The sequence below is a fragment of the Variovorax sp. AB1(2024) genome, from assembly GCF_037482385.2.
Classification (GTDB): domain Bacteria; phylum Pseudomonadota; class Gammaproteobacteria; order Burkholderiales; family Burkholderiaceae_C; genus Variovorax.
The window spans coordinates 811,348-835,036 of the sequence record NZ_JBBHKP020000002.1 but is presented as its reverse complement, the minus strand read 5'-3'; the positions used below and the strand labels follow the sequence as shown (position 1 = coordinate 835,036).

Annotated in this window: 22 protein-coding genes; 13 read left to right on the top strand and 9 right to left on the bottom strand. The window is 65.6% G+C overall.

The features are described from left to right. Position 1: 1 nt before the first annotated feature. Positions 2–730 carry a phosphonate utilization associated transcriptional regulator gene (locus tag WIX39_RS30765; RefSeq protein WP_106937991.1) on the bottom strand — a complete coding sequence of 243 codons (729 nt, stop codon included), beginning with the start codon at positions 728–730 and terminating at the stop codon, positions 2–4. Positions 731–890: 160 nt separating this feature from the next. Here WIX39_RS30765 and WIX39_RS30760 point away from each other — a divergent pair, with 160 nt between their 5' ends. From WIX39_RS30760 to WIX39_RS30735, 6 genes are all read left to right on the top strand, one after another. Further along, positions 891–1,931: a putative 2-aminoethylphosphonate ABC transporter substrate-binding protein gene (locus WIX39_RS30760; protein ID WP_106937992.1), complete on the top strand. Its 1,041-nt coding sequence runs from the start codon at positions 891–893 to the stop codon at positions 1,929–1,931. Between the two features lie 127 nt (positions 1,932–2,058). After that, positions 2,059–3,201, top strand: a complete 1,143-nt coding sequence (locus tag WIX39_RS30755) for a putative 2-aminoethylphosphonate ABC transporter ATP-binding protein (protein WP_285412723.1) — start codon at positions 2,059–2,061, stop codon at positions 3,199–3,201. Between the two features lie 41 nt (positions 3,202–3,242). Then, on the top strand, positions 3,243–4,952 hold the full coding sequence (locus WIX39_RS30750) for a putative 2-aminoethylphosphonate ABC transporter permease subunit (RefSeq protein ID WP_234383183.1): 1,710 nt from the start codon (positions 3,243–3,245) through the stop codon (positions 4,950–4,952). A gap of 52 nt (positions 4,953–5,004) precedes the next feature. Further along, positions 5,005–6,135, top strand: a complete 1,131-nt coding sequence (locus tag WIX39_RS30745) for a 2-aminoethylphosphonate--pyruvate transaminase (protein ID WP_409196851.1) — start codon at positions 5,005–5,007, stop codon at positions 6,133–6,135. Positions 6,136–6,267: 132 nt separating this feature from the next. After that, a complete protein-coding gene (locus WIX39_RS30740; protein WP_409196850.1) occupies positions 6,268–8,661 on the top strand; it encodes a DNA polymerase II in 2,394 nt (797 codons plus the stop codon). 78 nt (positions 8,662–8,739) lie between these two features. Next, positions 8,740–9,957 (top strand): acetate/propionate family kinase, encoded by a 1,218-nt coding sequence (locus WIX39_RS30735; protein WP_409196849.1) that lies wholly within the window; start codon positions 8,740–8,742, stop codon positions 9,955–9,957. A 94-nt stretch (positions 9,958–10,051) separates the two neighbouring features. Here the strand turns inward: WIX39_RS30735 and mrdA are convergent, their stop codons facing one another. Both mrdA and WIX39_RS30725 read right to left on the bottom strand, forming a co-directional pair. Further along, a complete protein-coding gene (gene mrdA, locus WIX39_RS30730; RefSeq protein ID WP_409196848.1) occupies positions 10,052–12,040 on the bottom strand; it encodes a penicillin-binding protein 2 in 1,989 nt (662 codons plus the stop codon). Between the two features lie 81 nt (positions 12,041–12,121). Continuing rightward, positions 12,122–13,333, bottom strand: a complete 1,212-nt coding sequence (locus tag WIX39_RS30725; RefSeq protein WP_253819910.1) for an MFS transporter — start codon at positions 13,331–13,333, stop codon at positions 12,122–12,124. Positions 13,334–13,437: 104 nt separating this feature from the next. Here WIX39_RS30725 and WIX39_RS30720 point away from each other — a divergent pair, with 104 nt between their 5' ends. Further along, complete coding sequence (locus WIX39_RS30720) at positions 13,438–13,953, top strand: winged helix-turn-helix transcriptional regulator (protein ID WP_409196847.1); 516 nt, start codon at positions 13,438–13,440, stop codon at positions 13,951–13,953. Here the strand turns inward: WIX39_RS30720 and WIX39_RS30715 are convergent. Both WIX39_RS30715 and WIX39_RS30710 read right to left on the bottom strand, forming a co-directional pair. Further along, positions 13,886–14,677, bottom strand: coding sequence for a YoaK family protein (locus WIX39_RS30715; RefSeq protein ID WP_081269201.1), 792 nt, complete (start codon positions 14,675–14,677; stop codon positions 13,886–13,888). The two genes, WIX39_RS30720 and WIX39_RS30715, sit on opposite strands and share 68 nt — an antisense overlap. A gap of 83 nt (positions 14,678–14,760) precedes the next feature. Beyond that, positions 14,761–15,288 carry a hypothetical protein gene (locus tag WIX39_RS30710; RefSeq protein ID WP_409196846.1) on the bottom strand — a complete coding sequence of 176 codons (528 nt, stop codon included), beginning with the start codon at positions 15,286–15,288 and terminating at the stop codon, positions 14,761–14,763. Between the two features lie 298 nt (positions 15,289–15,586). On the opposite strand from WIX39_RS30710, the gene WIX39_RS30705 reads away from it, so the two are divergent. The 3 genes from WIX39_RS30705 to WIX39_RS30695 all read left to right on the top strand — a co-directional run bounded on the left by WIX39_RS30705 (position 15,587) and on the right by WIX39_RS30695 (position 17,734). Further along, positions 15,587–15,784 carry a hypothetical protein gene (locus tag WIX39_RS30705; protein WP_081269203.1) on the top strand — a complete coding sequence of 66 codons (198 nt, stop codon included), beginning with the start codon at positions 15,587–15,589 and terminating at the stop codon, positions 15,782–15,784. 152 nt (positions 15,785–15,936) lie between these two features. Next, positions 15,937–16,098 (top strand): DUF2256 domain-containing protein, encoded by a 162-nt coding sequence (locus WIX39_RS30700; RefSeq protein WP_285412731.1) that lies wholly within the window; start codon positions 15,937–15,939, stop codon positions 16,096–16,098. Between the two features lie 94 nt (positions 16,099–16,192). After that, the gene (locus tag WIX39_RS30695; protein ID WP_285412732.1) at positions 16,193–17,734 is read left to right on the top strand and encodes a cryptochrome/photolyase family protein; all 1,542 of its coding nucleotides are present in this window, start codon (positions 16,193–16,195) and stop codon (positions 17,732–17,734) included. 23 nt (positions 17,735–17,757) lie between these two features. Here the strand turns inward: WIX39_RS30695 and WIX39_RS30690 are convergent, their stop codons facing one another. Further along, positions 17,758–18,678: a LysR family transcriptional regulator gene (locus WIX39_RS30690; protein ID WP_106938009.1), complete on the bottom strand. Its 921-nt coding sequence runs from the start codon at positions 18,676–18,678 to the stop codon at positions 17,758–17,760. Positions 18,679–18,818: 140 nt separating this feature from the next. On the opposite strand from WIX39_RS30690, the gene WIX39_RS30685 reads away from it, so the two are divergent. Next, positions 18,819–20,261 (top strand): MFS transporter, encoded by a 1,443-nt coding sequence (locus WIX39_RS30685; RefSeq protein WP_409196845.1) that lies wholly within the window; start codon positions 18,819–18,821, stop codon positions 20,259–20,261. A 172-nt stretch (positions 20,262–20,433) separates the two neighbouring features. Further along, positions 20,434–20,703: a hypothetical protein gene (locus WIX39_RS30680; protein WP_409196844.1), complete on the top strand. Its 270-nt coding sequence runs from the start codon at positions 20,434–20,436 to the stop codon at positions 20,701–20,703. Positions 20,704–20,731: 28 nt separating this feature from the next. Here WIX39_RS30680 and WIX39_RS30675 read toward each other — a convergent pair whose 3' ends face one another. The 3 genes from WIX39_RS30675 to WIX39_RS30665 all read right to left on the bottom strand — a co-directional run bounded on the left by WIX39_RS30675 (position 20,732) and on the right by WIX39_RS30665 (position 23,045). Then, the gene (locus tag WIX39_RS30675) at positions 20,732–21,370 is read right to left on the bottom strand and encodes a phosphatase PAP2 family protein (protein ID WP_409196843.1); all 639 of its coding nucleotides are present in this window, start codon (positions 21,368–21,370) and stop codon (positions 20,732–20,734) included. Positions 21,371–21,436: 66 nt separating this feature from the next. Next, the gene (locus tag WIX39_RS30670; protein WP_253819912.1) at positions 21,437–21,955 is read right to left on the bottom strand and encodes an H-NS family nucleoid-associated regulatory protein; all 519 of its coding nucleotides are present in this window, start codon (positions 21,953–21,955) and stop codon (positions 21,437–21,439) included. A 145-nt stretch (positions 21,956–22,100) separates the two neighbouring features. Further along, complete coding sequence (locus WIX39_RS30665) at positions 22,101–23,045, bottom strand: LysR family transcriptional regulator (RefSeq protein ID WP_409196842.1); 945 nt, start codon at positions 23,043–23,045, stop codon at positions 22,101–22,103. A 95-nt stretch (positions 23,046–23,140) separates the two neighbouring features. Between WIX39_RS30665 and WIX39_RS30660 the strand changes: the two genes are divergently transcribed. After that, entirely contained in the window at positions 23,141–23,665 is a 525-nt protein-coding gene (locus tag WIX39_RS30660) for a carboxymuconolactone decarboxylase family protein (RefSeq protein WP_409196841.1), read from the top strand. Positions 23,666–23,689: the final 24 nt, after the last annotated feature.

Sequence of the window (23,689 nt, the reverse complement as noted above, 5' to 3'; positions counted from 1 at the left end):
TTCAGACTTCCTTTTGGGGTGGGTTGTTCGGGGCTGCAATGGGAGCGGGATCGGCGCGGCCGAAGGCCTTGTGCATGCGTGCGCGGCTGCCGGCGACGTGCTGGCGCAGCGCCTGTCCGGCGACGTCGGGGTTGCCGCTGGCAATGGCGTCGACGATGGCGCGATGCTCGTCGGCCGAGACCCGCAGGCCGCCGCCGCTGTCGAGCGCGCGCATTCTGAAAAGGTGGAGTTCCTTGACCAGGCGCTTGTAGGTTTCGGTCAGCTTCTTGCTGCCCGCGGTGTCGAGCAGGATCTCGTGGAACTGCAGGTTGAGCTGCGCGTACTGCTCCACGTCCTGCGCGTGGGCGGCCGAGCGCATCGCGTCGAGCATGGCGCGCAGCCGCTCGATGCCATCGGGCTTGATGGCGAGCGCCACGCGCCGGCCGATGACTTCTTCCAGGGCCTCGCGCAATTCGTAGATTTCGTCGGCTTCCTCGAATGCGATCTCGCGCACGAAGACGCCGCGGTTCTTTTCGTTGCGCACCAGGCCGGCTTCTTCCAGCGCGCGCAGCGCTTCGCGGATGGGGCCGCGGCTGGTATTGAAGCGCTGCGAGAGCTCGCTTTCGTTGATTCGGCTGCCGACGGGGAGTTCGCCCGTCATGATCAAACGCTCGATCTCCTCCTGCATCAGCATCGGCAGCGAGCTGGACTGGAGGAATGCGAGGGCGGCGGAGTGATTGCTGGTGACCATGGGGCGTATTTTCCCGATGGATTGAAAACTGTCAACAATTTTTTATTGACAGTCTTCAATCACCAATCTACATTTTGCCCACCGGCGCTTGGTACAGCCCTTGCCGGAGCCCGCCACTCACTCACCTCTTCCAGTGACAGCAAGCCCTCAGGAGAAACAGATGACGATGAAACAAAGCACGCGCCGTCTCACGGCGGTTCTGTGTGCGGCGGCGCTAGGCCTTGCGGCCAGCGGCGCCGCATGGGCGCAAAAGACCTCGCTCCTGGTCTACACGGCGCTCGAAACCGACGCGATGAAGCTCTACAAGGACGCCTTCGAAAAAGCCAATCCCGACATCGAGGTGAAATGGGTGCGCGATTCCACCGGCATCGTCACTGCGAAGCTGCTGGCCGAAAAGGCCAACCCGCAGGCCGACGTGGTCGCCGGCCTGGCCGCCAGCAGCCTCGCGCTGCTGGCCCAGGAGGGGATGCTCCAGGCCTATGAGCCCAAGGGCTTCAATGCGCTCAATCCCGCGTACTCGGACAGCGCCCGCCCGCCGTCCTGGGTCGGCATGGACGTGTGGGCCGCCACCATCTGCTTCAACCGCGTGGAGGCCAAGAAGCTGGGCCTGCCCAAGCCCGAGAGCTGGCAGGACCTGGCCAAGCCCGTCTACAAGGGCGCCATCACCATGCCCCATCCCGCCTCCAGCGGCACCGGCTACCTCGACGTGTCCTCCTGGCTGCAGAACATGGGCGACGCCGAGGGCTGGAAGTACATGGACGCGCTGCACCAGAACATCGCCCAGTACGTGCACTCGGGCTCCAAGCCCTGCAAACAGGCGGGCGCGGGTGAGTTTCCCATCGGCATCTCGTTCGAATTCCGTGCGCACCAGGTCAAGAAGTCCGGTGCGCCCGTGGACCTGATTTTCCCGAAGGAGGGTCTGGGCTGGGACATCGAGGCCACCAGCATCATGAAGACGAGCAAGAAGATGGACCAGGCCAAGCGCTTCGCCGACTGGATGGCCAGCAAGGAGGCCAACCAGATCACCTCCACATGGTGGGCGGTGGTGGCCTACCCCGGCGTGGCATCGAAGCTCGAAGGCATTCCCGACAACTACGAGAAGCTGCTGGCCAGGAACGACCTGAACTGGGCGGCCAAGAACCGCGAGCGAATCCTCGCGGAGTGGAGCAAGCGCTACGAAGGCAAGGCCGAACCGAAATAGGGCCCGCCCCCGGGGCTGCGCGCATCTTCTGTCGCGTCAACCGACCCCTGCCGGGGCGACACCCGCAGCCCTTCTCACAACCCGCGGCGCCCATCCTTGCGGCGTACGCCAACGACGAGTGCGAAAAATGGATATGACCGATACCAAGTTCATTGCCAGCCCGGTGCCCGCGGGCGCTTGCGCCGCGCTGGAGATCGCGGGCGTTCGCAAGGACTTCGAGTCCTTCAGCGCGCTGCGCGACATCCACCTGCGCGTGAACCCGGGCGAGATGCTGTGCTTTCTCGGGCCCTCGGGCTGCGGCAAGACCACGCTGCTGCGGATCATCGCGGGTCTGGAGACGCAGACCTCGGGACAGATCCTGCAGAACGGCAAAGACGTCTCGTGGCTGCCGCCCGAGCGGCGCGACTACGGCATCGTGTTCCAGTCTTACGCCCTCTTTCCCAACCTCACGATCGCCGACAACGTGGGCTACGGGCTGGTCAATTCGCGCGCGCGCAGAGCACAGATCAAGGCGCGCGTCAGTGAATTGCTCACGCTGGTCGGCCTGCCGACCTCCGCGCACAAGTACCCCAGCCAGCTCTCGGGCGGCCAGCAGCAGCGCGTGGCCCTGGCGCGCGCGCTGGCCACGCGGCCGGGTCTGCTGCTGCTGGACGAGCCGCTGTCGGCGCTCGACGCGCTGGAGCGCATCCGCCTGCGTGGCGAGATCCGCCGGCTGCAGAAGCAGGTGGGCATCACCACCATCATGGTCACGCACGACCAGGAAGAGGCGCTCTCGATGGCCGACCGCATCGTGGTCATGAACCACGGCGTGATCGAGCAGGTCGGCACGCCGATGGAAATCTACGAGCAACCGGCCACGCCCTTCGTGGCCGACTTCGTGGGCAAGGTCAACGTGCTGCGCGCGGTGGCGCTGGGCCAGCAGCGCTTCAAGGTCGGCGACCTGGAGCTGCAGTGCGATGCCTGCGACGGTGCCTTCGCGCCGGGCGACGCCGTCAACCTCTATCTGAGGCCCGAAGACCGCATGGCGGAGAACCTGCGAGAAGACACCGCCAACCGCATGAGCGTGCTGGTGAGCAAGGTCGAGTTCCTGGGCGGCCTGTGCATCGCGGAAGTCACGGCGCAGGCGCTGCACGGCCAGACGCTGGGGCTGCACTTCTCGCTCAACCAGCTGCACGACCTCGACATCCGCGAGGGCAACACCATCGAGATCGCGCTGCGGGCCAACCGCATCCGCGCCTTCGCGGCACCGGCCGCCCGGACGGTCGCATGAACACGCTGGCGCACACTCCCCCCGCGCCCGGCGCGCCCGCCATGACACCGCCCGCAGCCTACCGCCGCACCGGCATGCGCTGGAGCCGTGACGAGATCATCGCGCGCGGCGTGCTGCTTGCGGTGATGGCCATGCTGTTCGTGTTCCTGGTCGCGCCGCTGGTGACCATCCTGGCGCACGCGGTGCAGGACAAGGACGGCCGCTTCGTCGGCCTCGCGCATTTCATCACCTACTTCCAGACGCCCAGCCTGCTGCGCGCGGTCTGGAACTCGGTGTGGGTCGCGGCCGCGGTCGTCGCGATCTCGGTGCCCGCGGCCTTCGTATTTGCCTACGCGCTCACGCGCAGCTGCATGCCGGCCGGGCTCAAGGCCGTTTTCCGGCTGATCGCGCTCATCCCGCTGCTGGCGCCGTCGCTGCTGTCGGCCATCTCGTTCGTGCAGTGGTTCGGCAATCAGGGCGCGCTCAAGTTCCTGCTCGGCGGCGTCTCGATCTACGGGGCGCCCGGCATCATCCTGTCCGAGGTCTACAACACCTTTCCGCACGCGCTGATGATCCTCGTGACCGCCATGTCGCTGACCGACGGTCGGCTGTACGAGGCGGCCAAGGCGCTGCGCACCAGGCCGATGCGCCAGTTCATGACGATCACGCTGCCTTCCTGCAAGTACGGCCTGATCAGCGCGTCGACGGTGGTCTTTACCTACGTGGTGAGCGACTTCGGCGCGCCCAAGGTGATCGGCGGCAATTTCAACGTGCTGTCGGTCGACGTGTTCAAGCAGGTGGTGGGTCAGCACAACTTCTCGATCGGCGCGGTGGTCGGGATGCTGCTGCTGGTGCCTTCGATCGTCTCCTTCGTGATCGACTACGTGGTGCGCCGCAAGCTCAAGGCACAGCTCACTGCCCGCTCGGTGCCCTACAGCCCGAAACCGCGCAAGGTGGCCGACACGCTGCTGCTCATGTTCTGCGCGACGGTATGCGCGCTGTTGCTGGCGATCATCGGCATGGCGGTCTACACCTCCCTGATCACGCTCTGGCCCTACGACCTTTCGTTCACGCTGAAGCACTATCGCTTCGCGCTGCTCGAAAGCGACATGGCGGCCGCCTACACCAACAGCCTCGCCGTCGCCGCGGTCACGGCCGTGGCCGGTTCCTTCATCGTTTTCGTGGGGGCCTATCTGATCGAGAAGACGCGCAATCTGGGAATGATGCGGCCCACGATGCACATGATGGCGGTGCTGTCGATGGCGGTGCCGGGGCTGGTGCTCGGCCTGGGCTATGTGATGTTCTTCAACCATCCGGCCAACCCGCTGGGCTTTCTCTATCAGACGATGACGATCCTGGTCGTCTCGATGATCGTGCACTACTACACCTCGAGCCATCTCACGGCCGTTACCGCGCTCAAGCAGATCGACAACGAATTCGAGGCCGTGTCGGCCTCGCTCAAGGTCCCGTTCATCAAGACCTTCTTCCGCGTGACGGTGCCGGTGTGCCTGCCCGCGATCCTGGACATCGGGCGCTACTTCTTCGTGGTGTCGATGGCGAGCCTGTCTTGCGCCATCTTCCTCTACACGCCCGACACCATCCTGGCTTCGGTCGCGATCATGCACATGGACGACGCGGGGGACATCGGCCCCGCGGCCGCCCTGGCCAGCCTGATCGTCGTCACCTCCGTCGTCGTGTGCATCGTCTATTCGCTGCTCACGCGCGTGCTGCTGACGCGCACGCAGGCCTGGCGCCTGCTGGGGCGCACCTGAGATCGCGTTCCCCCTCGACCTTCCCGCTCTTTACCTGTACGGAGATATCACGATGAGTTCGACCACCAGCCCCATCCTTCTCACGCCGGGCCCGCTCACCACCTCGGACCGCACCCGCAACGCCATGCTGCGCGACTGGGGATCGTGGGACAGCGACTTCAACAAGATCACCGCGCGCATCCGCGAGCGAGTGCTCGACATCGTGCACGGCAAGGGCACGCACGAATGCGTTCCGATGCAAGGCAGCGGCACCTTCTCGGTCGAGGCGGCCGTCGGCACGCTGGTGCCGCGCGATGGGCATGTGCTGGTTCCGAGCAACGGCGCCTACTGCCAGCGCCTTGCCCGGATCTGCCGGGTGCTCGGGCGCAAGGTCACGACCATCGACTACACCGAGGACCGGCAGGTGCAGCCCGACGACGTGGAGCGCGCCCTTGCCGCCGACCCGAGCATCACGCACGTGGCGGTGGTGCACTGCGAGACAGGGGCCGGCGTGCTCAATCCGCTGCATGAAATCGCGCTCGTTGCGGCCAGGCACGGGTGCGGCCTGATCATCGACGCCATGAGCTCCTTCGGTGCCATCGAGATCGATGCGCGCAAGACGCCCTTCGATGCGGTGATCGCGGCCTCCGGCAAGTGCCTGGAAGGTGTTCCGGGCATGGGCTTCGTGGTCGTCAGGCGCAGCACGCTCGAGAAGTGCGAAGGCCACTGCCACTCGCTGAGCATGGACCTGTACGACCAGTGGGTGTACATGGAGAAGACCACGCAGTGGCGCTTCACGCCTCCCACGCACGTGGTCGCCGCGCTCGACGAAGCGATCGCGCAGTACATCGAGGAGGGCGGCCTCGCGGCCCGGGGCGGGCGCTACGCGCGAAATTGCAAGGCGCTTGTAGACGGCCTGGCCGCGCTCGGGCTGCGCAGTTTTCTCGATCAATCGATCCAGGCGCCGATCATCGTCACGTTCCATGCGCCCGACGACGCGAACTACGACTTCAAGACCTTCTACCAGGAGGTGAAGAAGCGCGGCTACATCCTCTACCCGGGCAAGCTGACCCAGGTCGAGACCTTCCGCGTCGGCTGCATGGGCCACTTCGGCGAAGCGGGCATTCCGGGTGCGGTGGAAGCGATCGGGCAGACGCTCAAGGCGATGGGCATCCGGCAAGGCGAGGGCGTGGTGGCGGCGTGAGCGAGCAGACGCCGCGCAGCGCGGCGACGCGTTGCACGACCGCTTCGCGCGGCGGGCCGGGACCGGGGAGAATCGGGCGTGCCCAAGCCTGCCGTTCCGATCCACCCGACTCACCCGATACCCCCGACCCCCGTGGCGTCCACCGGACTCACGGGCTTCATCCTCACCCGCCACTGGCGAGACACCCCGGGTGGCACGGAGATCGAGTACTGGCTGGCAACGGATGCAGGGCCGAGGAAAGTGGTCCTGACCTCCCAGACGTCGGTCGCCTTCGTCGAGACGCGGCACCGGGCCGCGGTGGAAGCGCAGCTTGCGGCCTTGCCGGGACTGCAGCTGCGTGAACTGGAGCTAAAGACTTTCGATCGGAACCCCGTCTTCGGCGTCTATGCGAAGCACTTCCGCCAGTTGGGCCGCATGGCGCGCGCCCTGCAGGCGCAGGGCGTGCGGGTGTTCGAAGCCGACGTGCGCCCGCACGACCGCTACCTGATGGAGCGGTTCATCACCGCCGGCGTCCTGGTGGAGGAGGGCCGCGCAGACCGCGCCACCATTTACGACTGCAGGCTCAAGCCCGCGCCTGAATTCCGGCCGATGCTGAAGATGGTGTCGCTGGACATCGAGACGAGCCAGGACGAGGCGCTCTATTCCATCGCGCTGGACGGCGCGCAGGAGCGCGTGGTCTTCATGCTGGGCGAGCCGCCGCCGCCGCCGCCGCAGCAGCAGCAGCCGTCGGGCGAGCCCATGGACTTCGCGCTTGTCTATTGCCCGACCCGCAAGGCCATGCTGGAGCAGTTCAATGAATGGCTCGAGCGCAACGACCCGGACGTCGTGGTCGGCTGGAACGTCATTCAGTTCGACCTGCGGGTGCTCCAGAAGACCGCCAACGACTGCGGGACGCAGCTCCTGCTGGGGCGGGAGCGTCGGCCCATCGACTGGCGCACCCATCCGGGCAAGCAGGGCTACCTGTTCGCGCCCACGCCCGGGCGGGTGATCATCGATGGCATCGACGCGCTGAAGGCGGCGATGTGGAGTTTTCCGTCCTTCAGCCTCGAGAGCGTCTCGCAGGCGATGCTGGGGGAGGGCAAGGCCATCGGCGACGAATACGACAAGATGGCGGAGATCGAGCGGCGCTATCAGCAAGACAAGCCCGCGCTCGCGCGCTACAACATCCGGGACTGCGAGCTGGTCCTGCGCATCTTCGACAAGGCGAAGCTGCTGCAGTTCGTGATGGAGCGGGCGCACACCACGGGCCTGCAGGCCGATCACTTCGGCGGCTCCATTGCCGCGTTCAGCCACCATTACCTTCCAAGGATGCATCGCCTGGGCTATGTGGCACCGAACGTGGGCGAGATCCCGAGCAAGGCTTTCCCCGGTGGCTACGTGATGGACTCCAAGCCCGGGTTCTACGACTCCGTCGTGGTCCTCGACTACAAGAGCCTCTACCCCTCGATCATCCGGACCTTCCTGGTCGATCCGGTGGGGCTCGTGGAAGGCGCCAATGCCGGCGACCCGACGATGGTCGTCAAGGGTCCGCAGGGGACCGCCTTCTCGCGTGAGAGGCACTGCCTGCCGGAAATCGTGACCACGCTCTGGCGTGCGCGCGACGAGGCCAAGCGCGCGAGGAACGAGCCGCTGTCCCAGGCGCTGAAGCTGCTCATGAACTCCTTCGCCGGTGTGCTCGGCGCGGCCGACTGCCGCTTCTTCAATCCCCAGCTCGTTTCCGCCGTCACCCTGCGCGGCCACGAGATGATGAAGCTCACGCGCGACTTCGTGGAGCGCCGGGGCTACGAGGCCATCTACGGCGACACCGATTCCATCTTCATCTGGCTCAGGCGCACCCACAGCAACGAGGAAGCGCATGCGGTCGCGGCGGGCCTGGCGCGCGACATCAACGACTGGTGGACGCGCACGCTTCGCGAGGGGCAGGGGCTGGAGAACTTCCTCGAAATCGAATTCGACACCCACTACCGGAAGTTCTTCATGCCCACCATTCGCGGCTCGGAGGTGGGCAGCAAGAAGCGTTATGCCGGCCTCGGCGTGGATGCCGACGGCAAGGAGGAAATGGTCTACCGCGGGCTGGAGATGGCCCGCAGCGACTGGACGCCGCTGGCGCGCCAGTTCCAGGAGGGCCTGCTGTCGCGCATCTTCCAGGGCGAGCCCTACAAGGCGTTCGTGACCGCCTATGCGCAGTCGATGCTCGCCGGCGAGAAGGACGACCTTCTCATCTACAGGAAGCGCCTGCGCCATCGCCTGGACGCCTATCTGGTCAACGTGCCGCCGCAGGTTCGCGCCGCTCGCACAGCGGACGAATACAACGCCCGCATCGGAAGGCCCAGGCAGTATCAGAACGGCGGCTGGATCCGCTATGTCATGACCCGCAACGGACCGGAGCCGCTGGAAACGCGCCATTCCCGCATCGACTACGAGCACTACCTGAGCAAGCAGCTCCAGCCGATCGCCGACGCCATCCTGCAGCCCTTGGGCGACAGCTTCGCGGCCCTGACGAGCCTGCAGCAGGGCTTGTTCTGACGAATAGGTGCATGTGGTCGCGAATGTTCGCTACCGCACAGACGGACTTTTGCCGGGGACCAGAAACTGCGGCCACTCATGAAGCCCGCGCGCCCTCTCATCCTGGCCTTGAACGGCGGCTCCTCCAGCATCCGGTTCGGTGTGTACCGGATGGGCGGGAGGCCGGCGTGCCAGCTTCAGGGCAAGCTGGACCGCATCGGCGTGGGCGGCTCCACCCTGCGCTTCGCGGGGGCGGACGGCGTGACGCACGAATTTGCGCTCAGGGCTGTCAGGGACTACAGCTCGGCCACCAAGGCCGTGCTCGACTGGCTGAGCGCGCGCAAGGTTTTCGACACGCTCGCCGCCGTCGGCTACCGCCTGGTGCACGGCATGGGCCACACCGACCCCGAACTTGTCACGCCCGACCTGCTGGATGACCTGCGCCGCATCCAGTGGGTCGACCCCGACCACCTGCCGGACGAGATCGAGTTGATCGAGGCCGTTCGAAAGTACGTGCCGTCACTGCCGCACGTTGCTTGTTTCGACACGGCCTTCCACAGCCACATGCCGCTCGTGGCCAGGATGCTGGCCATTCCCCGGCGCCTGGGCGAGAAGGGCGTGCGCCGCTACGGTTTTCATGGCTTGTCGTACGCGTATCTGATGCTGGCGCTGGCGCGCGCCGCCGGTCCGGCTGCCGCGAAGGGGCGGGTGGTTCTCGCGCATTTGGGCAGCGGGGCCAGTCTGGCGGCGGTGAAGGGCGGCACTGGCATCGACACCAGCATGGGTTTCACGCCCGCCAGCGGCATGCCCATGGGCACCCGCTCCGGCGACATCGATCCCGGTCTCGCGCTCTATCTTGAAAGAACCGAGCACATGACGCCCGTGCAGTTCGACGCAATGACCAAGGATGCATCGGGGCTGCTCGGCGTCTCGGAGACCAGCTCCGACATTCGCGACCTGCTTGCGCGCGAAGCGGTCGATGCAAGGGCCGCGGATGCGGTGGCCTTGTTCTGCTACCAGGCCAAGAAGTGGGTCGGCGCCTACGCCGCCGCGCTGGGCGGGCTCGACACGCTGGTGTTCTCAGGCGGCATCGGCGAGAACTGCGCGGCGGTGCGGGCGCGCATCTGCGAGGGGCTGGAGTTTCTCGGCGTGCGCCTCGATGCGTCGCGCAACGTCGCCAATGCCGACGTGATTTCCGTTGCCCGCAGCCGCGTCACCGTGCGTGTCATCCGGACGAACGAGGAGTGGATGGTCGCGAGGCTGACCGCCGCCCGCGTGTTCGCAGACTGCCCGCCGAAGGGCGAAACGCCTGAATGATCGGCTCCGCGAGCCCCGCGCGGATCGGCCTCCACAATGCGCCACCAGGGAATCGGTGTCCGCTCGCTGGCGCGCGAAGACGCCCTGGGCGGTCTCAGAGCGCCGAGGGTTCCTCGCCGCCTTCTTCCGCCTCCGCCAGATCCTCGAGAGCCTGCATCTCGCTCGCCGACAGAGGCTTGCCGATCGGCGCCGCGGCCTTCCCGATCCGGACCGCGGCCATGTCGGCCTCGTTCGGATATTGCCCGGAAATCCAGTAGTCGAACACCCGGCGCACGATGGGTGCGGCGTGGGCCGCACCGAAGCCTGCGTTCTCGACGATGGCCGCCACCGCAATGGTCGGCGCCTCCGCCGGCGCAAAGGCCATGTAGAGCGCGTGATCGCGTTGTCGCTCTTCGAGCGCCTTGCCGCTGGCGCGCGCCTTCGGCCCGAGGCCGACCGCCTGCGCCGTGCCCGTCTTGCCGGCCGAGGTGTAGGCGGCCCCGGCGAACACGCGGGTACCCGTGCCGCCCTTCGTGACGGCAACCATCGCATTGCGCACCACGTCGACATGCTTTTGCGCGTAGCCCAGATCCCGGGCCTGCGGCTGCACCTGCTCCACCACCTCGTCGGTGACGGTGTCCTTGATGGCGCGCACCAGGTGCGGCCGATAGTGCATGCCACCGTTTGCCAGCGTGGCGTTGGCGGATGCGAGCTGCAGCATCGTGAAGCTGTTGTAGCCCTGTCCGATGCCCAGCGAGATGGTTTCGCCGGCGTGCCATGTCTTCATGTCGGGGCGGCGATACGCGGCACGCTTCCACGCCTTGCTCGGCAGCACGCCACGTGACTCGCCAAGCAGGTCGATGCCGGTGAACTGCCCGAAGCCCAGTGGCGCCATGAACTCGTGAATCAGGTCGACGCCCATCTCGTTGGCCAGCGAGTAGAAGTAGGTGTTGCTCGAAAACTGGATGGCGCGGTGCATGTCCACCCCGCCCAGCCCGCCCCGATGACTGAGGAAGGTGCGCCCGCCGAAGCTGTAGGAGCCGGGGTCGTTCTCGACCTTGTCCGCGGCACGCGTGCCGGTCTCCAGCGCCGCCAGTGCCATGAAGGGCTTGTAGGTGGAGCCCGGCGGGTAGGTGCCGCGCAGGGCACGGTTGAGCAGCGGCTTGTCGATGGACTCGATGAGCGCGGTCCAGCTTTCGTGGTCGATGCCCTCGACGAAGAGATTGGGGTCGAAGGTGGGCTTGCTCACGAAGGTGAGGATCTCGCCCGTGTTGGGGTCGATGGCCACCAGCGCGCCGCGGCGCTCGCCGTACATGTCCTCCACCAGTTTCTGCAGCTTGATGTCCAGCGACAGCATCACGGTGTTGCCCGGCGTGGCGGGATGGCGGGCCAAACGCCGCACCGCGTGCCCGCCGGCGGAGGTTTCCATCTGCTCGACGCCGGTCTGGCCGTGCAGTGTTTTCTCGTAGCTCTGCTCGATGCCGAGCTTGCCGATGTAGTCGGTGCCCCTGTAGTTCGCCTGTTCTTCGTCGTCCCAGTCCTCCATGGCGGTTTTCTCGCGCTGGTTGATGCGGCCGATGTAGCCGATGACGTGCGATGCCACCTCGCCATGCGGGTAGGTGCGAAACAGACGCGCCTTGATCTCGATGCCCGGGAAGCGGTAGCGCTGGGCCGCGAAGCGCGCGACTTCCTCGTCGCTCAGGCGGGTGCGGATGGGGATGGAATCGAAGCTGCGCGCGTCTTCGCGCAGGCGCTTGAAGCGGCGCCGGTCGCTCGGCGTGATCTCGACGATGGCCTCCAACTCGTCCAGGGCCGAGCCGAGGTCCCCCACTTTCGAGGGCGTGATTTCCAGGGTGTAGGCCGCATGGTTCGAAGCCAGCACGACGCCATTTCGATCGAGGATCTGACCCCGGTTGGGCACCACAGGCACGACGGCGGTGCGGTTGCTCTCCGCCCGGTCGGCCAGTTCTTCGTGGCGCACGACCTGCAGGAAAGCCAGGCGCGCGCCGATCAGTCCGAAACCGAACAGCACCACACAGCCGACCACCACCACACGGCGGCGAAAACGGGAAAGCTCGGCGGCGGCATTGCGGATTTCATTCATCTGGGAAGAGAAAAACTGGGTAAGAGGCCCGGGTCTTCCGGAGGTTCCGCATGTGCAGGTCGACAAGAAAAAATCAGTTCTTCACGGCTGCACGCATGGCGCGCCGAGGCGAGGACGCATCCAGGTGGAAGCCCAGAAGACGAGCGCGAGCGCGCTCACGGATGCGCCCAGCACGCACACGCCAAGCCATCCGAGGTGCGCGTACACGGTCGTCGATGCAATGGCCCCCGCACCGCTGCCCGCCGCGTAGAACAGCATGTAGCACCCGATGAGGCGGCCATGCGACTCGGCCGGCCCTCGCAGGATCATCGCCTGGTTGGTGACATGCAGCGCCTGGCAGCCCACGTCGAGCATCAGAATGCCGACAGCCAGCCACCACAACGACGACTGCGTGAAGCCGAGAGGTATCCATGCCAGGAGCAGCAGGGCGAGCGCAGCGGCGCTCGTGCGCTGGCCCCACCCCCGGTCGGCCCAACGTCCTGCCCGCCCCGCGAAGAACGCGCCGGCGGCACCAATCAGCCCGAACGCCCCGACGGCGGAATGCGACAGCGACAGGGGTGGCGCGGTAAGCGGCAAGGCGAGCGCGCTCCAGAAGATGCTGAAGACGGCGAACATCAGCAACGCCAGAGTGCCGCGCGTTCGAAGCACCCGGTCTGTCAGCAAGAGGCCCAGCGTCGAGCGCACGAGCTGGATGTATGGCAGACGCGATACCGCGGCCGGCTGTGCGGGCAGCTGCCGCCAGACAAGCGCCCCAAGCACCACCATGACCGCTGCGGAACCGACATAGACGCCGCGCCAGCCGAGCAGGTCGGCAACGACACCCGACCAGACCCTCGCAAGCAGCAGTCCGACGACCACTCCGGCCTGCGCAGCTCCGACGACGCGCCCACGTTCATGAGAAGCCGCGGCGCTCGCCGCGTAGGCAATCATCCCCTGCGTCATGGCAGTGCCCAAAAGGCCGACCGCCAGCATGCCCGCCATCAGGGCGACGGCGCTTCGAGCCATGGCCACGCCGCCGAGGGCGAGGATGAGGCCCATCAACTGAAGGCGGGCGAGCCGTCGGCGGTCGTACTGGTCGCCCAGAGGAACGAGCAGCAGCAAGGCCAGCACCGACCCGGCCTGGGTGGCCGTCACGACGCCGCCGATAGCGGCAGGCGCGACGCCGAAGTCCATCGCCAGGCTGTCGAGCAGAGGCTGTGCGAAGTACACGTTTGCGACGCTCACGCCGCTCGTACAGGCAAACAGGGCGACCAGCCTCCTCGGCATGGTCGGAGGGTTGCTCGCGGTATCCATGGGAATTCATCTCCATCTGGTTTCATTTTAAAACTGGATGGAGCATAGCTTGTTGGTTTTAAAATGCAACCAGAAGGCGGCGCTTTCGCTGCCCGGAGATGTCGATGGCTGAACGAAAGCGAATGAACACGGCGAGTTGTCCGGTGGCGCGAGCGCTCGACGTCATCGGCGACCGCTGGTCGCTGCTGATCGTGCGGGACGCGTTCGACGGGGTCAGCCGATTCGGCGACTTCCAGGCGAGCCTGGGCGTCGCGCGCAACATCCTGGCAAGCAGGCTCAAGGCGCTTGTGGAGGAGGGGGTGTTGGAGGTTCAGCCGGCTTCGGACGGCACGGCGTACCAGCAATATGTTCTGACGCCAAAGGGGCAGGGGCTCTTCCCTGTGGTCGTCGGCTTGCGGCAATGGGGCGAGGACAACCTCTTTCGCCGTGGCGAACACCATTCACGGCTCGTGGAAAGAAAAAGCGGCAAACCGGTCGCACCCCTGAAGGTCTCCGGGCCCGATGGGCGCGCTTTGGCTTTCGGCGATGCGGTGGTGGTCGAAAAGCAGGCCCCTATCCACCCTGGTGCTGGCCCTTCGCGAACCGCGGCAGCAGCCCGGAGCGCGGCAGGTCGCGCATGAACGGCGGCACCGACAGCGCCAGCAGCAATGCCGCGAGCGGCACCACGCACACGAACCCCACGTACTTGAAGCCGAGCGCACCCACGACACCGCCGAGCACGAACATGCCGATCAGCCCGGCGGCCCTGCGCATGCGGGTGCGGTCGTGGCGCACGGCGGGAGCGGGGGAGGCCGGGGCCTGCGCCGACTTCCTGTTCCAGTAGAGCAGCTTGCCGATCTCCATCCCCAGGTCGGTGATGTTGCCGGTCATGTGCGTGGTCCGGATGCTGCCGCCCGAGGTCTTGGAGGCGATCGCGTTCTGCAGACCCATGATGAAGGACAGCAGCAGCACCGTGAGCGGCACGGCGAAAGGCGTGGCCCAGGTGAGTGTCACGGCACCCATCAGCCCGAACGGAAACATGAGCGCGGCTTCGAGCAGCAGCGGCAGCGCATAGACGCTGCGCAGGCGATGCTGCCGGCCCCAGTTCACCAGCACCGCGCACACGGCCGCGCCCGAGGTGAACGCCAGCACGGCCCCGAGGGCGTTCAACAGCAGCCTGGTATTGCCCAGCACCAGGCCGTCGGCAAGCTGGGACGCGAACCCCGTCATGTGCGAGGTGTACATGTGAAGCACCAGGAAGCCGCCCGCATTCACCGCGCCGGCATTGAAGGCCAGCAGCAGGCCCAGCACCCAGTTCGTCGAGGGCGCACGGTGTCGGCTGGTCAGAAAGCGCAGTCTGCGCATGGGTGGGGCTGTCCTTTGGAGCGTCGCCCATTCTCGCGCACAAGCCATGGGCGGAACCGTTTGCCGGCCTGGGCCGGTGCGGATCAGGCATCCAAGCTGTACGGATAGCGCTGCGACAGGCCCTCGGACAGCCGATTCATCTCCCGGGTAATTTTCTCAACGTTCGCGAGGCCTGACGCGCATTGCTCCACGTGCTCCACCTGCGCCATCAGGTCGGCCAACTGGAGCCATTGGTTGAAGTCCAGGAACATCTCGATCGACAGCGCGTCGGTGCCCTGATCGTGGTCAAGAAAGGCCACCTGATCGCCGTGTTCGGTCGGGCCTAACAGCCACGCGTCTCCCGTGCCGGAGGTGCCGAAGACCCACCACTGCGTCCCCAGCGCAATCAAGGGATGGTCCCTGTCGGCTGTCTCGCGCAGCAGTTGTGCCAGGTTCAGCAGCATGAAGTCGCCGGCGATCTCCTGCCCGCCGATTTCATCGACCAGCGAAAGGAAGCCTGCAGGCAGGCTTGCCGCGAGCGCTTCGCGCGCGGTCACGGAAATAGCCGTGGGTTCGCGACGTCGCGTGCTCAGTTCCGCCACGATCTGCCCCACGGGGCGAAGTGCCAGCATGCTTCTAGAACCTCCATAGTCATCCCACAAGCCCCTGATGATGCCGTCATTTGCGGTCGGTCCCCGAGTCCACATAAGCGAGCGCGTTTGCCCGCGGCTCGAAGATCGGGTGCGGGCGAGCCGGTAGCGTATTTGCCTTCGGCTGGAATGGTCCTAGGGCAGGCGCCGCGCTCGGCCTACGCGCCGCGTCATCCTGCCCGCTACAACTGGTTTCAACGCCGTCTGACAGCAGCGACTTCGGCCCCGACGCATCCTTTTCGCCATCAACAGGAGCCATGAGAGAGAGAGAGAGAAGACGATGTCGAAAAAGCGTGACCGCAAACCCACTGCCAGCTCGCTGAGCGGCGAGTTCTGGCTTCTGATTGCCGTATTCACCTGTATCGCCACGCTGGCGCTGCTGCAGGTTGCGGTGGAGCGCGAGCGATCGCTGATCAAGGGTGGCGGCAAGGCCGAAGCAGTGCTGTTGTCGAGTTCGCCGGGCTTTTACGCGCGCTAGCTAGCCTAGCCGCCCAAGGCGGCCGCCTGCTGGCCAGGCCAGGGCTGCGCGGCGTGGATACTCGCGCGACAAGCAACCCGATGTACACCGTTGTATGGTTCATGCCGACAGGCCGCACCCGACCTCCGCAGCAGAGCCTGAATTCATGAGCCATGCATCGCAAACCGCATCTGCCCCAAAAACTCTGCCTGTGCTGCGGCCGGCCCTTTGTCTGGCGTAAAAAGTGGGCCGAGGTGTGGGACGAAGTCAAGTACTGCTCCGAGCGCTGCCGCCGCAACCGCGCAAGCCCGCAACCGCAGGGCACGCCGCCATGAGCACCGCCACCGGCCATCTGAGCGTCCGACTGCGCCAAGTGCTCGCGAACTGCTTGGCTCACGACAAAGCCTGCCAACGCCTGTGGGGCATCGCATGAACGGTCCCACCCATACCCTGCGCCTGGTGCTGGGCGACCAGCTCAACGCCGGGCACAGCTGGTTTGCCCAACGAGATCCGCAGGTGGTCTACGTGCTGATGGAGGTGCGCCAGGAAACCGACTACGTGCTCCACCATGCCCAGAAGATCCTGGCCATATTCGCCGCCATGCGCGACTTCGCGCGCCAGCTGCGCGCTGCCGGGCACCGCGTGCGCTATGTGGCGCTGGACGACGCGAGCAACCGGCAGTCCATTCCTGCCAACCTGGCGGCGCTGGCCGCGCACTACGGCGCCCAGAAGGTCCAGTGGCAACAACCCGACGAATGGCGGCTGGATGCGCAATTGCTGGAATGGGCCGCTACACAGCCCCAGGCCTGGGAAGTGGTCGACAGCGAGCATTTCCTGACACAGCGCGGCGAGCTCGCAGCGCTGATGCGCGGCCGCAAGCAATGGCTCATGGAGCACTTCTACCGCCATATGCGGCGTCGCTGGCAGGTGCTGCTGGATGCCGGCGGCGAACCCGAAGGCGGGCAATGGAACTTTGACCACGACAACCGCAAGCGCTGGCCCGGCACGCCGCCCGAGCCCGCCGATTGGCGCCCCCAGCACGACCACAGCGTCCTGTGGGACATGGTTCAACGCGCGGGTGTCGCGAGTTTTGGCGACCCGCAGGCCGCTGTCCTGCGCTGGCCCCTGAACCGCGATGAAGCCCTGGCCTGCCTGGATGCCTTCATAGCCACGGCACTGCCGCATTTCGGGGAATACGAGGACGCTCTCGCCAGCAGCGCACCGCGCTTGTTCCATTCGCTGCTGTCGTTCGCACTGAACGTGAAGATGCTGCATCCGCTGGAAGTGGTGAAGCGCGCCGAGAGCGCCTGGCGCGCTGGCCAGGCGCCGTTGGCGGCCGTGGAGGGGTTCGTGCGCCAGATCCTGGGTTGGCGCGAATACGTGCGCGGCATCTACTGGGCACACATGCCGGGGTACGAGGCGCACAACGCACTGGCGCATCGCGCACCGCTGCCGCAGTGGTTCTGGAGCGGCGACACGCGCATGCGCTGCCTGCACCTGGCCATCACCCAGTCGCTGCAGACCGCCCATGCCCACCATATCCAGCGCCTGATGGTGATCGGCAATTTCGCGCTGCTCGCCGGATTGGAGCCGCAGGCGCTGCACCGCTGGTACCTGGGCATCTACATCGACGCCTTCGAGTGGGTGGAGCTGCCCAACACGCTGGGCATGAGCCAGCGCGCCGATGGCGGCCTGATCGCCACCAAGCCCTATGTGAGCAGCGCCGCCTACTTGCAGCGCATGGGCGACTACTGCAAGGGTTGCGCTTACGACCCGGCCCGGAAAACCGGCGAACGTGCCTGCCCCTTCAACGCGCTGTACTGGGACTTTTTCGAGCGCCACGCCCCCGCGCTGGAAGGCAACCCGCGCCTTGCCCTCGTCTACCGCCAACTGCAAAAGATGCCCGACACGCAGCGCGAGGCCTTGCGCACGCAGGCTGGGCAGCTGCGCGAGCGGCTGGATGCGTTGTAGCTAACGGGCGATGTACATGTTGTCTACTTGGGTGGCTCATCGAGCGGCCGGCAGACTTCCAGCACCAGTCCGCGCAGCCACCGATGCGCAGGATCGCGGTCAAGACGCGGATGCCACATCTGCGAGACGGTGATCTGCTGCGTGGGTACCGGCAGCGGGAACGAGCACAGCGTGCCCCGCGTCCTCAGGTGTTCAAAGTACGAAGACGGTATCAATGCAACCAGGTCGGTCTCGGCCGCGATCGACAGGGCTGTGCTGAAGCTCGGCACTACTACCGCGGTATTGCGAACCAGGCCCATCGCTGCAAGCGCGTTGTCCACCGGTCCCTCGGTCCGGCCGTGGCGCGAAGTGACCACGTGGTCGCAGGCGGCGTAGCGTTCTGCAGTTATCTCGGGTTCGGCGAGCAGAGGGTGGCCTTGGCGCACCACCGCGACGAATCGGTCGCGAAAGAGCGCCTGCACGCGTACCTCCGGACCCGAATCGCCGAGAACGCCGACATCCAGATCGAGCAGTCCCTCGCGCAGCGGGCGAACGTCCTTGTCGGGCTTGGGCGCGAAGCGCAGGCGAACGCCGGGCGCATCGTGTGCGGCGCGAGCCACCAACCGATGCGCGAAGGCCTCGATGAAGCCGTCGTTGGCCCGTATGGTGAACAGGCGCCGGAGCGTGCGGGGATCCATGCTCGCGCCAGCGGTCTGAAGCACCGCGCGCGACTCCTGCACCAAGTCCCTGACGCGGTCGCGAAGCGTCAGCGCATGCGGCGTGAGCACCATTGCGCGGCCCGCGCGCACGAGGAGCTGGTCCCCGGTCGATTCCCGCAACCGCGCGAGTGCGCGGCTCATTGCCGACTCGCTCAGGCCCAGGCGCTCGGCGGCTTTCGCGACGCTGCCCTCGGAAAGAAGTGCGTTCAACGCAAACAGCAGGTTCAGGTCGGCTTCTGTCGGCATGCCCGAACCTAGCACGGCCGCGAGGATTTCGACAGGCGCCCCATGCAGGGACAAGCTGCGCGCCGCGCGCTGTGCAAGCCGTGCGTGCAGTCCTAAGCTGGCCTGGCGCAATAGAGCGTGACCCTTCCAGTTGTCCAATCATGTTGTCACCCACGCTTCGACCGAACCCTTCCTCCACCATCGCTAGCGCCGTCGAAGGCCGGGAGGCGAACGACCTGAATGCCGTGCACGATGCCGATGGCCTGCCTCTGCCGCGGCGCTACGCAGCCGTCGCCGCGATCCTGGGCGCAGGCGTGCTGGTGGTGCTCGATGGCGCAATCGCCAACATCGCGCTGCCAAGCATTGCGCAGCAATTGCAGGCGACACCCGCCGATGCCGTCTGGATCATCACGGCCTACCAGCTGGCCGTGGTCATGTTCCTGTTGCCGGCTTCCGCTGTCGGGGAGCGGTTCGGATATAGGCGGGTCTTTGCCGGTGGTGTGGCGCTGTTCACCGCGGCGTCGGTGTTGTGCGCGGTGGCGCCGTCGTTGCCTTGGCTCGTGGCCGCGAGGTGCCTCCAGGGTTTGGGCAGTGCAGCCGTGATGCCCCTCGGGCTGGCGCTTTTGCGCTTCACCTATCCGCATCGATTGCTGGCGCGCTCGATCGCCTGGAATGCACTCGCAGTCGCGGCCGCTTCCGCATCGGGGCCTACCCTGGGCGCCTTCATACTCTCCGCGGCAAGCTGGCCTTGGCTCTTTGCCGTGAATCTGCCGATCGGCCTCGTTGTGCTCGCAGCCTGCGCGGGCTTGCCGAGCCCGCCGCGCTCGGTGCGTCGCATCGACGTGTGGAGCATTGCGCTCAACGCGGTCATGTTCGCTTCCTTCGTGCTGGGGAGTGACCGGCTGGTGGTGCATCCGTTGCACGGCGGCGCGTTGCTTGCCATGTCGGCCCTTTGCATGGTCCTGCTGGTACGGCGCGAGATGCCGAAGGCGGCGCCGCTGGTTCCGTTGGACCTGCTGCGCGTGCATTCCTTCCGGATCTCGGTGATTGCCTCCGTCTGCTGCTTTACAGGCCAGATGGCCAGCCTCGTGGCGCTGCCGTTCTATATCCAGCACGAACTGGGTCAGAGCGCGGTGACCGCCGGGCTCTTGATGACCCCGTGGCCCCTGGCGGTGATGCTGGCCGCACCGCTGTCGGCACGCCTGGCCCAGCGCGTGCCGAGTGCATGGCTGTGCGCGGCCGGAAGCGCGTGCTTCGCAAGCGGCCTGGCCCTGTGTGCCCTGTGGCCGCTGCACGGAAACCCGGTCCTGCCGATCGCCTTGTTCACGAGCCTCGCCGGTCTGGGCTTCGGCTTCTTTCAGACACCGAACAACCAGAACATGTTGCTCTCGGCACCCAAGGATCGCAGCGGCGCGGCCGGTGGCGCGCAAGGCACCGCACGGCTCACGGGGCTGACGCTCGGCAGCTTGCTGATGAGCTTGATGTTCGGGATGCTGCCGTCCCACGGCGCAGTGCACTGGGGCCTGGCGATCGCGGCTCTGGCTGCGTTGATGGGGAGTGTGGCGAGCCTGCTCAGAAGCCCAGCAAGGGCTCGCGCCACGTGATCGGAGAAGCGCGATCGCTCAGTCGATGGATTTGGCCAGCGCCGCCGTAAAGCCAACTCCGCGGCTAAGCCGAAACTGGCCTACAGATGGATGCCGCCGCCGCGTACGCTGCAAGCGTCGGAAGCAGCTAGTGTGAGTGGTTCCTAAACCATCAACAACACAAGGACCTGTGATGAAGACTTCATTCGCTTTGATTGCGGCGACGACCGCCGTTGCATTGCTCACCATGGCCGGCACCGCAGACGCCAAAGGCTGCATCAAGGGTGCGGTGGTAGGCGGCGTGGGCGGGCATGTCGCTGGGCATCACGGCCTGATTGGCGCTGCTGGCGGCTGTGTGGTGGGGCGGCATATGGCCAACAAGAAGGAAAAAGAAGCCGAAGCGGCGGCCGCCGCGCAGAGGGCTCCGGCAGACTCCTCATCCAATAGTCAAGTCAAGCAGTAGGCCCGTACTGCGCTGCCTGCATGACGCATCAGCCCGGTGAGGCCGGGGAGTTGGCCAGCATGTCATCCCGGGTGTAGGGACGCTCCCGGTTTGCCAGCTTGGCCGCAATCACCTCGAGAGCGTCCTGGGTCGGCGCCGGGCGGCCCTGCGAAAGCAGGGCGATCAGCAAGACCATGGCACTCAGCGGCCAGCGCCCGCCTCGAGGAAGAGAAATCAGCCGGCTGTGGCACCACAAAAAGCCGGCGCTGACAATGGTGCCCAGCGCGGCACCCGCGATGACCTCCGAGTTCGAGTGCACCTCCAGCGCCAGGCGCGAGATGCCAATGCTGATGGCCAAGCACCAGCCCAGCGCTGCGGCGATCAGTCGCCGCCGTTGCGTCATGTGCGGCACAGCCATCCACAGCAGTACCGGCCCTACGCTCGTGGACAGCGCAGTGTGGCCACTGAAGCCGGTGAAGTTGAACTTTGCGCTGCCGATGCCCCAGCCCATGAAGGCGAGTTTCGACAGCATGACGATGAGCCCGCAGGCGCCAAACATCAGGACCCAGTGCAGGGCAGCCGTACGCGAGCCTTTGCCAAGGAAGAGCCACAGCGCCATCAGCAGCCCGACAGGCAAGAGAAATCCGCTGTCACCCAACGAGGTGAACGCCTGCCAGAAGCTGTGCATGTGGTTGGGGGCGCGATACAAGAGGCTACGACAACGTCGGCCTGCTTCTTCGCTCCCGAGCTCGCGTCACGCGCCTGTTGCGGCCAATTGCTCCAATGTCTTCCCGGCCGCCAGTGCTTCTTTCAGCCAGCGGGGCTTGGGGCCGAAGCCGGACCACGTGTTTCCAGCTTCATCGCGATATGCCGTGGCGCTGCGCTTTTTGGCAGGCGCGCCTTTGGCCTTCCTGGGTGTCTTCACTGCTTTTGCAGGCGCAGCCCCGCTGGGCGACGCGAAGTCCTGGAGTGACTTGCCGGCAGCCAGCGCCGCCTTCAACCATTGTGGGCGTGGGCCGCGGCCGCCCCAGGTGTTGCCGAGGCCGTCCGAATAGGCCGGAGCATCGGCGGAGCCCGCATTGCGCGCGTCACCCTTTTTTGCCTTTCGCGGTGTGTCGCCATAGCCGAGTTGCCTTGCAGTCAACCCGTAATGGGCAATGGCCTCTTTGATACGGGCGACGACGCCCTCGATCTCCTGGGCTCGAAGCTCGTCGGCTTGCCGTTGCAATGCCTCGATCTGCTTCTGAATTTGCGCGTAGCTTTTCTGAGCCATGGGTATACCTAATTTATGTGAGTCCAGGGCGCGACTTTAATCCTATTTGCAAGTGTTGCTGTTAGTCGACTCTGAGTGGAGCCGGCATGCGATATCGGGAGAAGCTCTACATAAACCAGTGCTTCATGCGCCCGATCGGCACTAATCAAGAATTTGCCCGGCGCGTGGATTTTGTAGGTGCAAGCAGCCGTTCCGGGTTTTGCAGGACCAGTTCGTCGAATGTTCGGCGAACCTCCGCCATGGCATCGACTGCGATCGTCGTCGGGTTGCCCAAGCGTCGCGTGACGATTCCGATCGAACGCAGGGGCCCGTCCTCGATGTCGACCTTCTGTAGCCGGAGCAACGGCATGGCCGCCAAATAGGGAAGCACCGCAACTCCCAAACCTTCAGTCACGAACGCGGCCACGGTACCCAGTTGATCGAATTGCATCTTCGGCCGGAATTCAATGCCGCGCTGCAGATAGGCGGCGCTGATGTAGCGCATTGCCGTGCTGTTGTCCGTCATTGTGATGAGCGGCAGCGAAATCATTTCTTCCAGGCACACGACTGGATTCAACTTCCGCCTCCACCGTCGGCCGGCCAGCAGGACAAAACGGTCCCGGACCACTTCCTCGTAGTGAAGGTCTGGATGAGAGGGCGCGATCGAAGCCAGCGCAAAGTCCACTTGGTAGCGCAGCACTTGTCCCACAGCTGTGGTGTTGCTGCAGTCATTGACGGTGATGCGGGACGCGGCGTGGCGTGCTTCCAGCGCGGCGCACACCTGGGGTAGAAGCACGCTGGCCAGAGAGGGAAATGCCGCGATCGACAGGTGTCGTGCCTCGCGCTCCGCCGAGGATTGCAGTCGCTTGAGACCGGCCTCGTACTCGCCCACCACACTGCGCGCCACCGCCACGAGCTGCGCGCCGCCCGCTGTCAGCCGAACATGGCGCGTGGTGCGCTCGAACAGCGGTAGCCCCAAGGACTCCTCCAAGTCCCGAACAGCCTTGCTCAAACTGGGTTGCGTCATGAACAACTGTTCGGCCGCCTTGCTGAAGTTCAGCGACTCCGCCAAGGCCAAAAACATGCGCAGGTGTCGAGGGGAAACATTCATTCCAGAATTCTATATATCAATAGAAATATGGAACTTCACCGATAGATCGCCGATGGATAGCATTGCCGCCATTCAAGAATCAGGACAACTCATACATGGCCCGCATTCCCTACGCTGACACGCAGACTGATGCTGTGCGTCCGTTGGTGGACAAGATGATCGCCCAACGCGGCAGCGTCCTTCACCTGTACCAGATGCTTCTGCACAGCCCTGCAGTCGCCGATGGTTGGCTCGCATATCTCACATCCATTCGACAGAAATCAAGCCTGGACGGAGCCTTGCGCGAGCTGGTCATCATGCGCGTTGCATTGCTGAATCGCGCACCTTACGAGGCCGACCAGCATGCGCCGATCGCCTTGAGGGAAGGGGTCTCGGAGGGAAAGCTGGCAGGCTTGGCCGACTGGCCCGATTGCCCGCTGTTCGAGCCGATCGAGAGAGCGGTGCTGGCGTATGTGGATGCGATGACACGACAGGTGCAGGTCGACGATGAAGTTTTCGCGGCCGTCGCGGCGCACTGCGCACCACAGCAACTTGTCGAACTCACAGCCACGATTGCCGCCTACAACATGGTGTCGCGGTTTCTCGAAGCGCTGCAGATTCATTCCCACGACACGCGCTGAAATCACTGACCGAATCACTGGAGA

Excerpts from the sequence above, each read along its gene's own strand:
- WIX39_RS30765 (WP_106937991.1), bottom strand. The coding sequence starts at position 730 with ATGGTCACCAGCAATCACTCCGCCGCCCTCGCATTCCTCCAGTCCAGC.
- WIX39_RS30760 (WP_106937992.1), top strand. The coding sequence starts at position 891 with ATGACGATGAAACAAAGCACGCGCCGTCTCACGGCGGTTCTGTGTGCG.
- WIX39_RS30755 (WP_285412723.1), top strand. The coding sequence starts at position 2,059 with ATGGATATGACCGATACCAAGTTCATTGCCAGCCCGGTGCCCGCGGGC.
- WIX39_RS30750 (WP_234383183.1), top strand. The coding sequence starts at position 3,243 with ATGACACCGCCCGCAGCCTACCGCCGCACCGGCATGCGCTGGAGCCGT.
- WIX39_RS30745 (WP_409196851.1), top strand. The coding sequence starts at position 5,005 with ATGAGTTCGACCACCAGCCCCATCCTTCTCACGCCGGGCCCGCTCACC.
- WIX39_RS30735 (WP_409196849.1), top strand. The coding sequence starts at position 8,740 with ATGAAGCCCGCGCGCCCTCTCATCCTGGCCTTGAACGGCGGCTCCTCC.
- mrdA (WP_409196848.1), bottom strand. The coding sequence starts at position 12,040 with ATGAATGAAATCCGCAATGCCGCCGCCGAGCTTTCCCGTTTTCGCCGC.
- WIX39_RS30725 (WP_253819910.1), bottom strand. The coding sequence starts at position 13,333 with ATGGATACCGCGAGCAACCCTCCGACCATGCCGAGGAGGCTGGTCGCC.
- WIX39_RS30720 (WP_409196847.1), top strand. The coding sequence starts at position 13,438 with ATGGCTGAACGAAAGCGAATGAACACGGCGAGTTGTCCGGTGGCGCGA.
- WIX39_RS30715 (WP_081269201.1), bottom strand. The coding sequence starts at position 14,677 with ATGCGCAGACTGCGCTTTCTGACCAGCCGACACCGTGCGCCCTCGACG.
- WIX39_RS30710 (WP_409196846.1), bottom strand. The coding sequence starts at position 15,288 with ATGCTGGCACTTCGCCCCGTGGGGCAGATCGTGGCGGAACTGAGCACG.
- WIX39_RS30705 (WP_081269203.1), top strand. The coding sequence starts at position 15,587 with ATGTCGAAAAAGCGTGACCGCAAACCCACTGCCAGCTCGCTGAGCGGC.
- WIX39_RS30700 (WP_285412731.1), top strand. The coding sequence starts at position 15,937 with ATGCATCGCAAACCGCATCTGCCCCAAAAACTCTGCCTGTGCTGCGGC.
- WIX39_RS30695 (WP_285412732.1), top strand. The coding sequence starts at position 16,193 with ATGAACGGTCCCACCCATACCCTGCGCCTGGTGCTGGGCGACCAGCTC.
- WIX39_RS30690 (WP_106938009.1), bottom strand. The coding sequence starts at position 18,678 with ATGCCGACAGAAGCCGACCTGAACCTGCTGTTTGCGTTGAACGCACTT.
- WIX39_RS30685 (WP_409196845.1), top strand. The coding sequence starts at position 18,819 with ATGTTGTCACCCACGCTTCGACCGAACCCTTCCTCCACCATCGCTAGC.
- WIX39_RS30680 (WP_409196844.1), top strand. The coding sequence starts at position 20,434 with ATGAAGACTTCATTCGCTTTGATTGCGGCGACGACCGCCGTTGCATTG.
- WIX39_RS30675 (WP_409196843.1), bottom strand. The coding sequence starts at position 21,370 with ATGCACAGCTTCTGGCAGGCGTTCACCTCGTTGGGTGACAGCGGATTT.
- WIX39_RS30670 (WP_253819912.1), bottom strand. The coding sequence starts at position 21,955 with ATGGCTCAGAAAAGCTACGCGCAAATTCAGAAGCAGATCGAGGCATTG.
- WIX39_RS30665 (WP_409196842.1), bottom strand. The coding sequence starts at position 23,045 with ATGAATGTTTCCCCTCGACACCTGCGCATGTTTTTGGCCTTGGCGGAG.
- WIX39_RS30660 (WP_409196841.1), top strand. The coding sequence starts at position 23,141 with ATGGCCCGCATTCCCTACGCTGACACGCAGACTGATGCTGTGCGTCCG.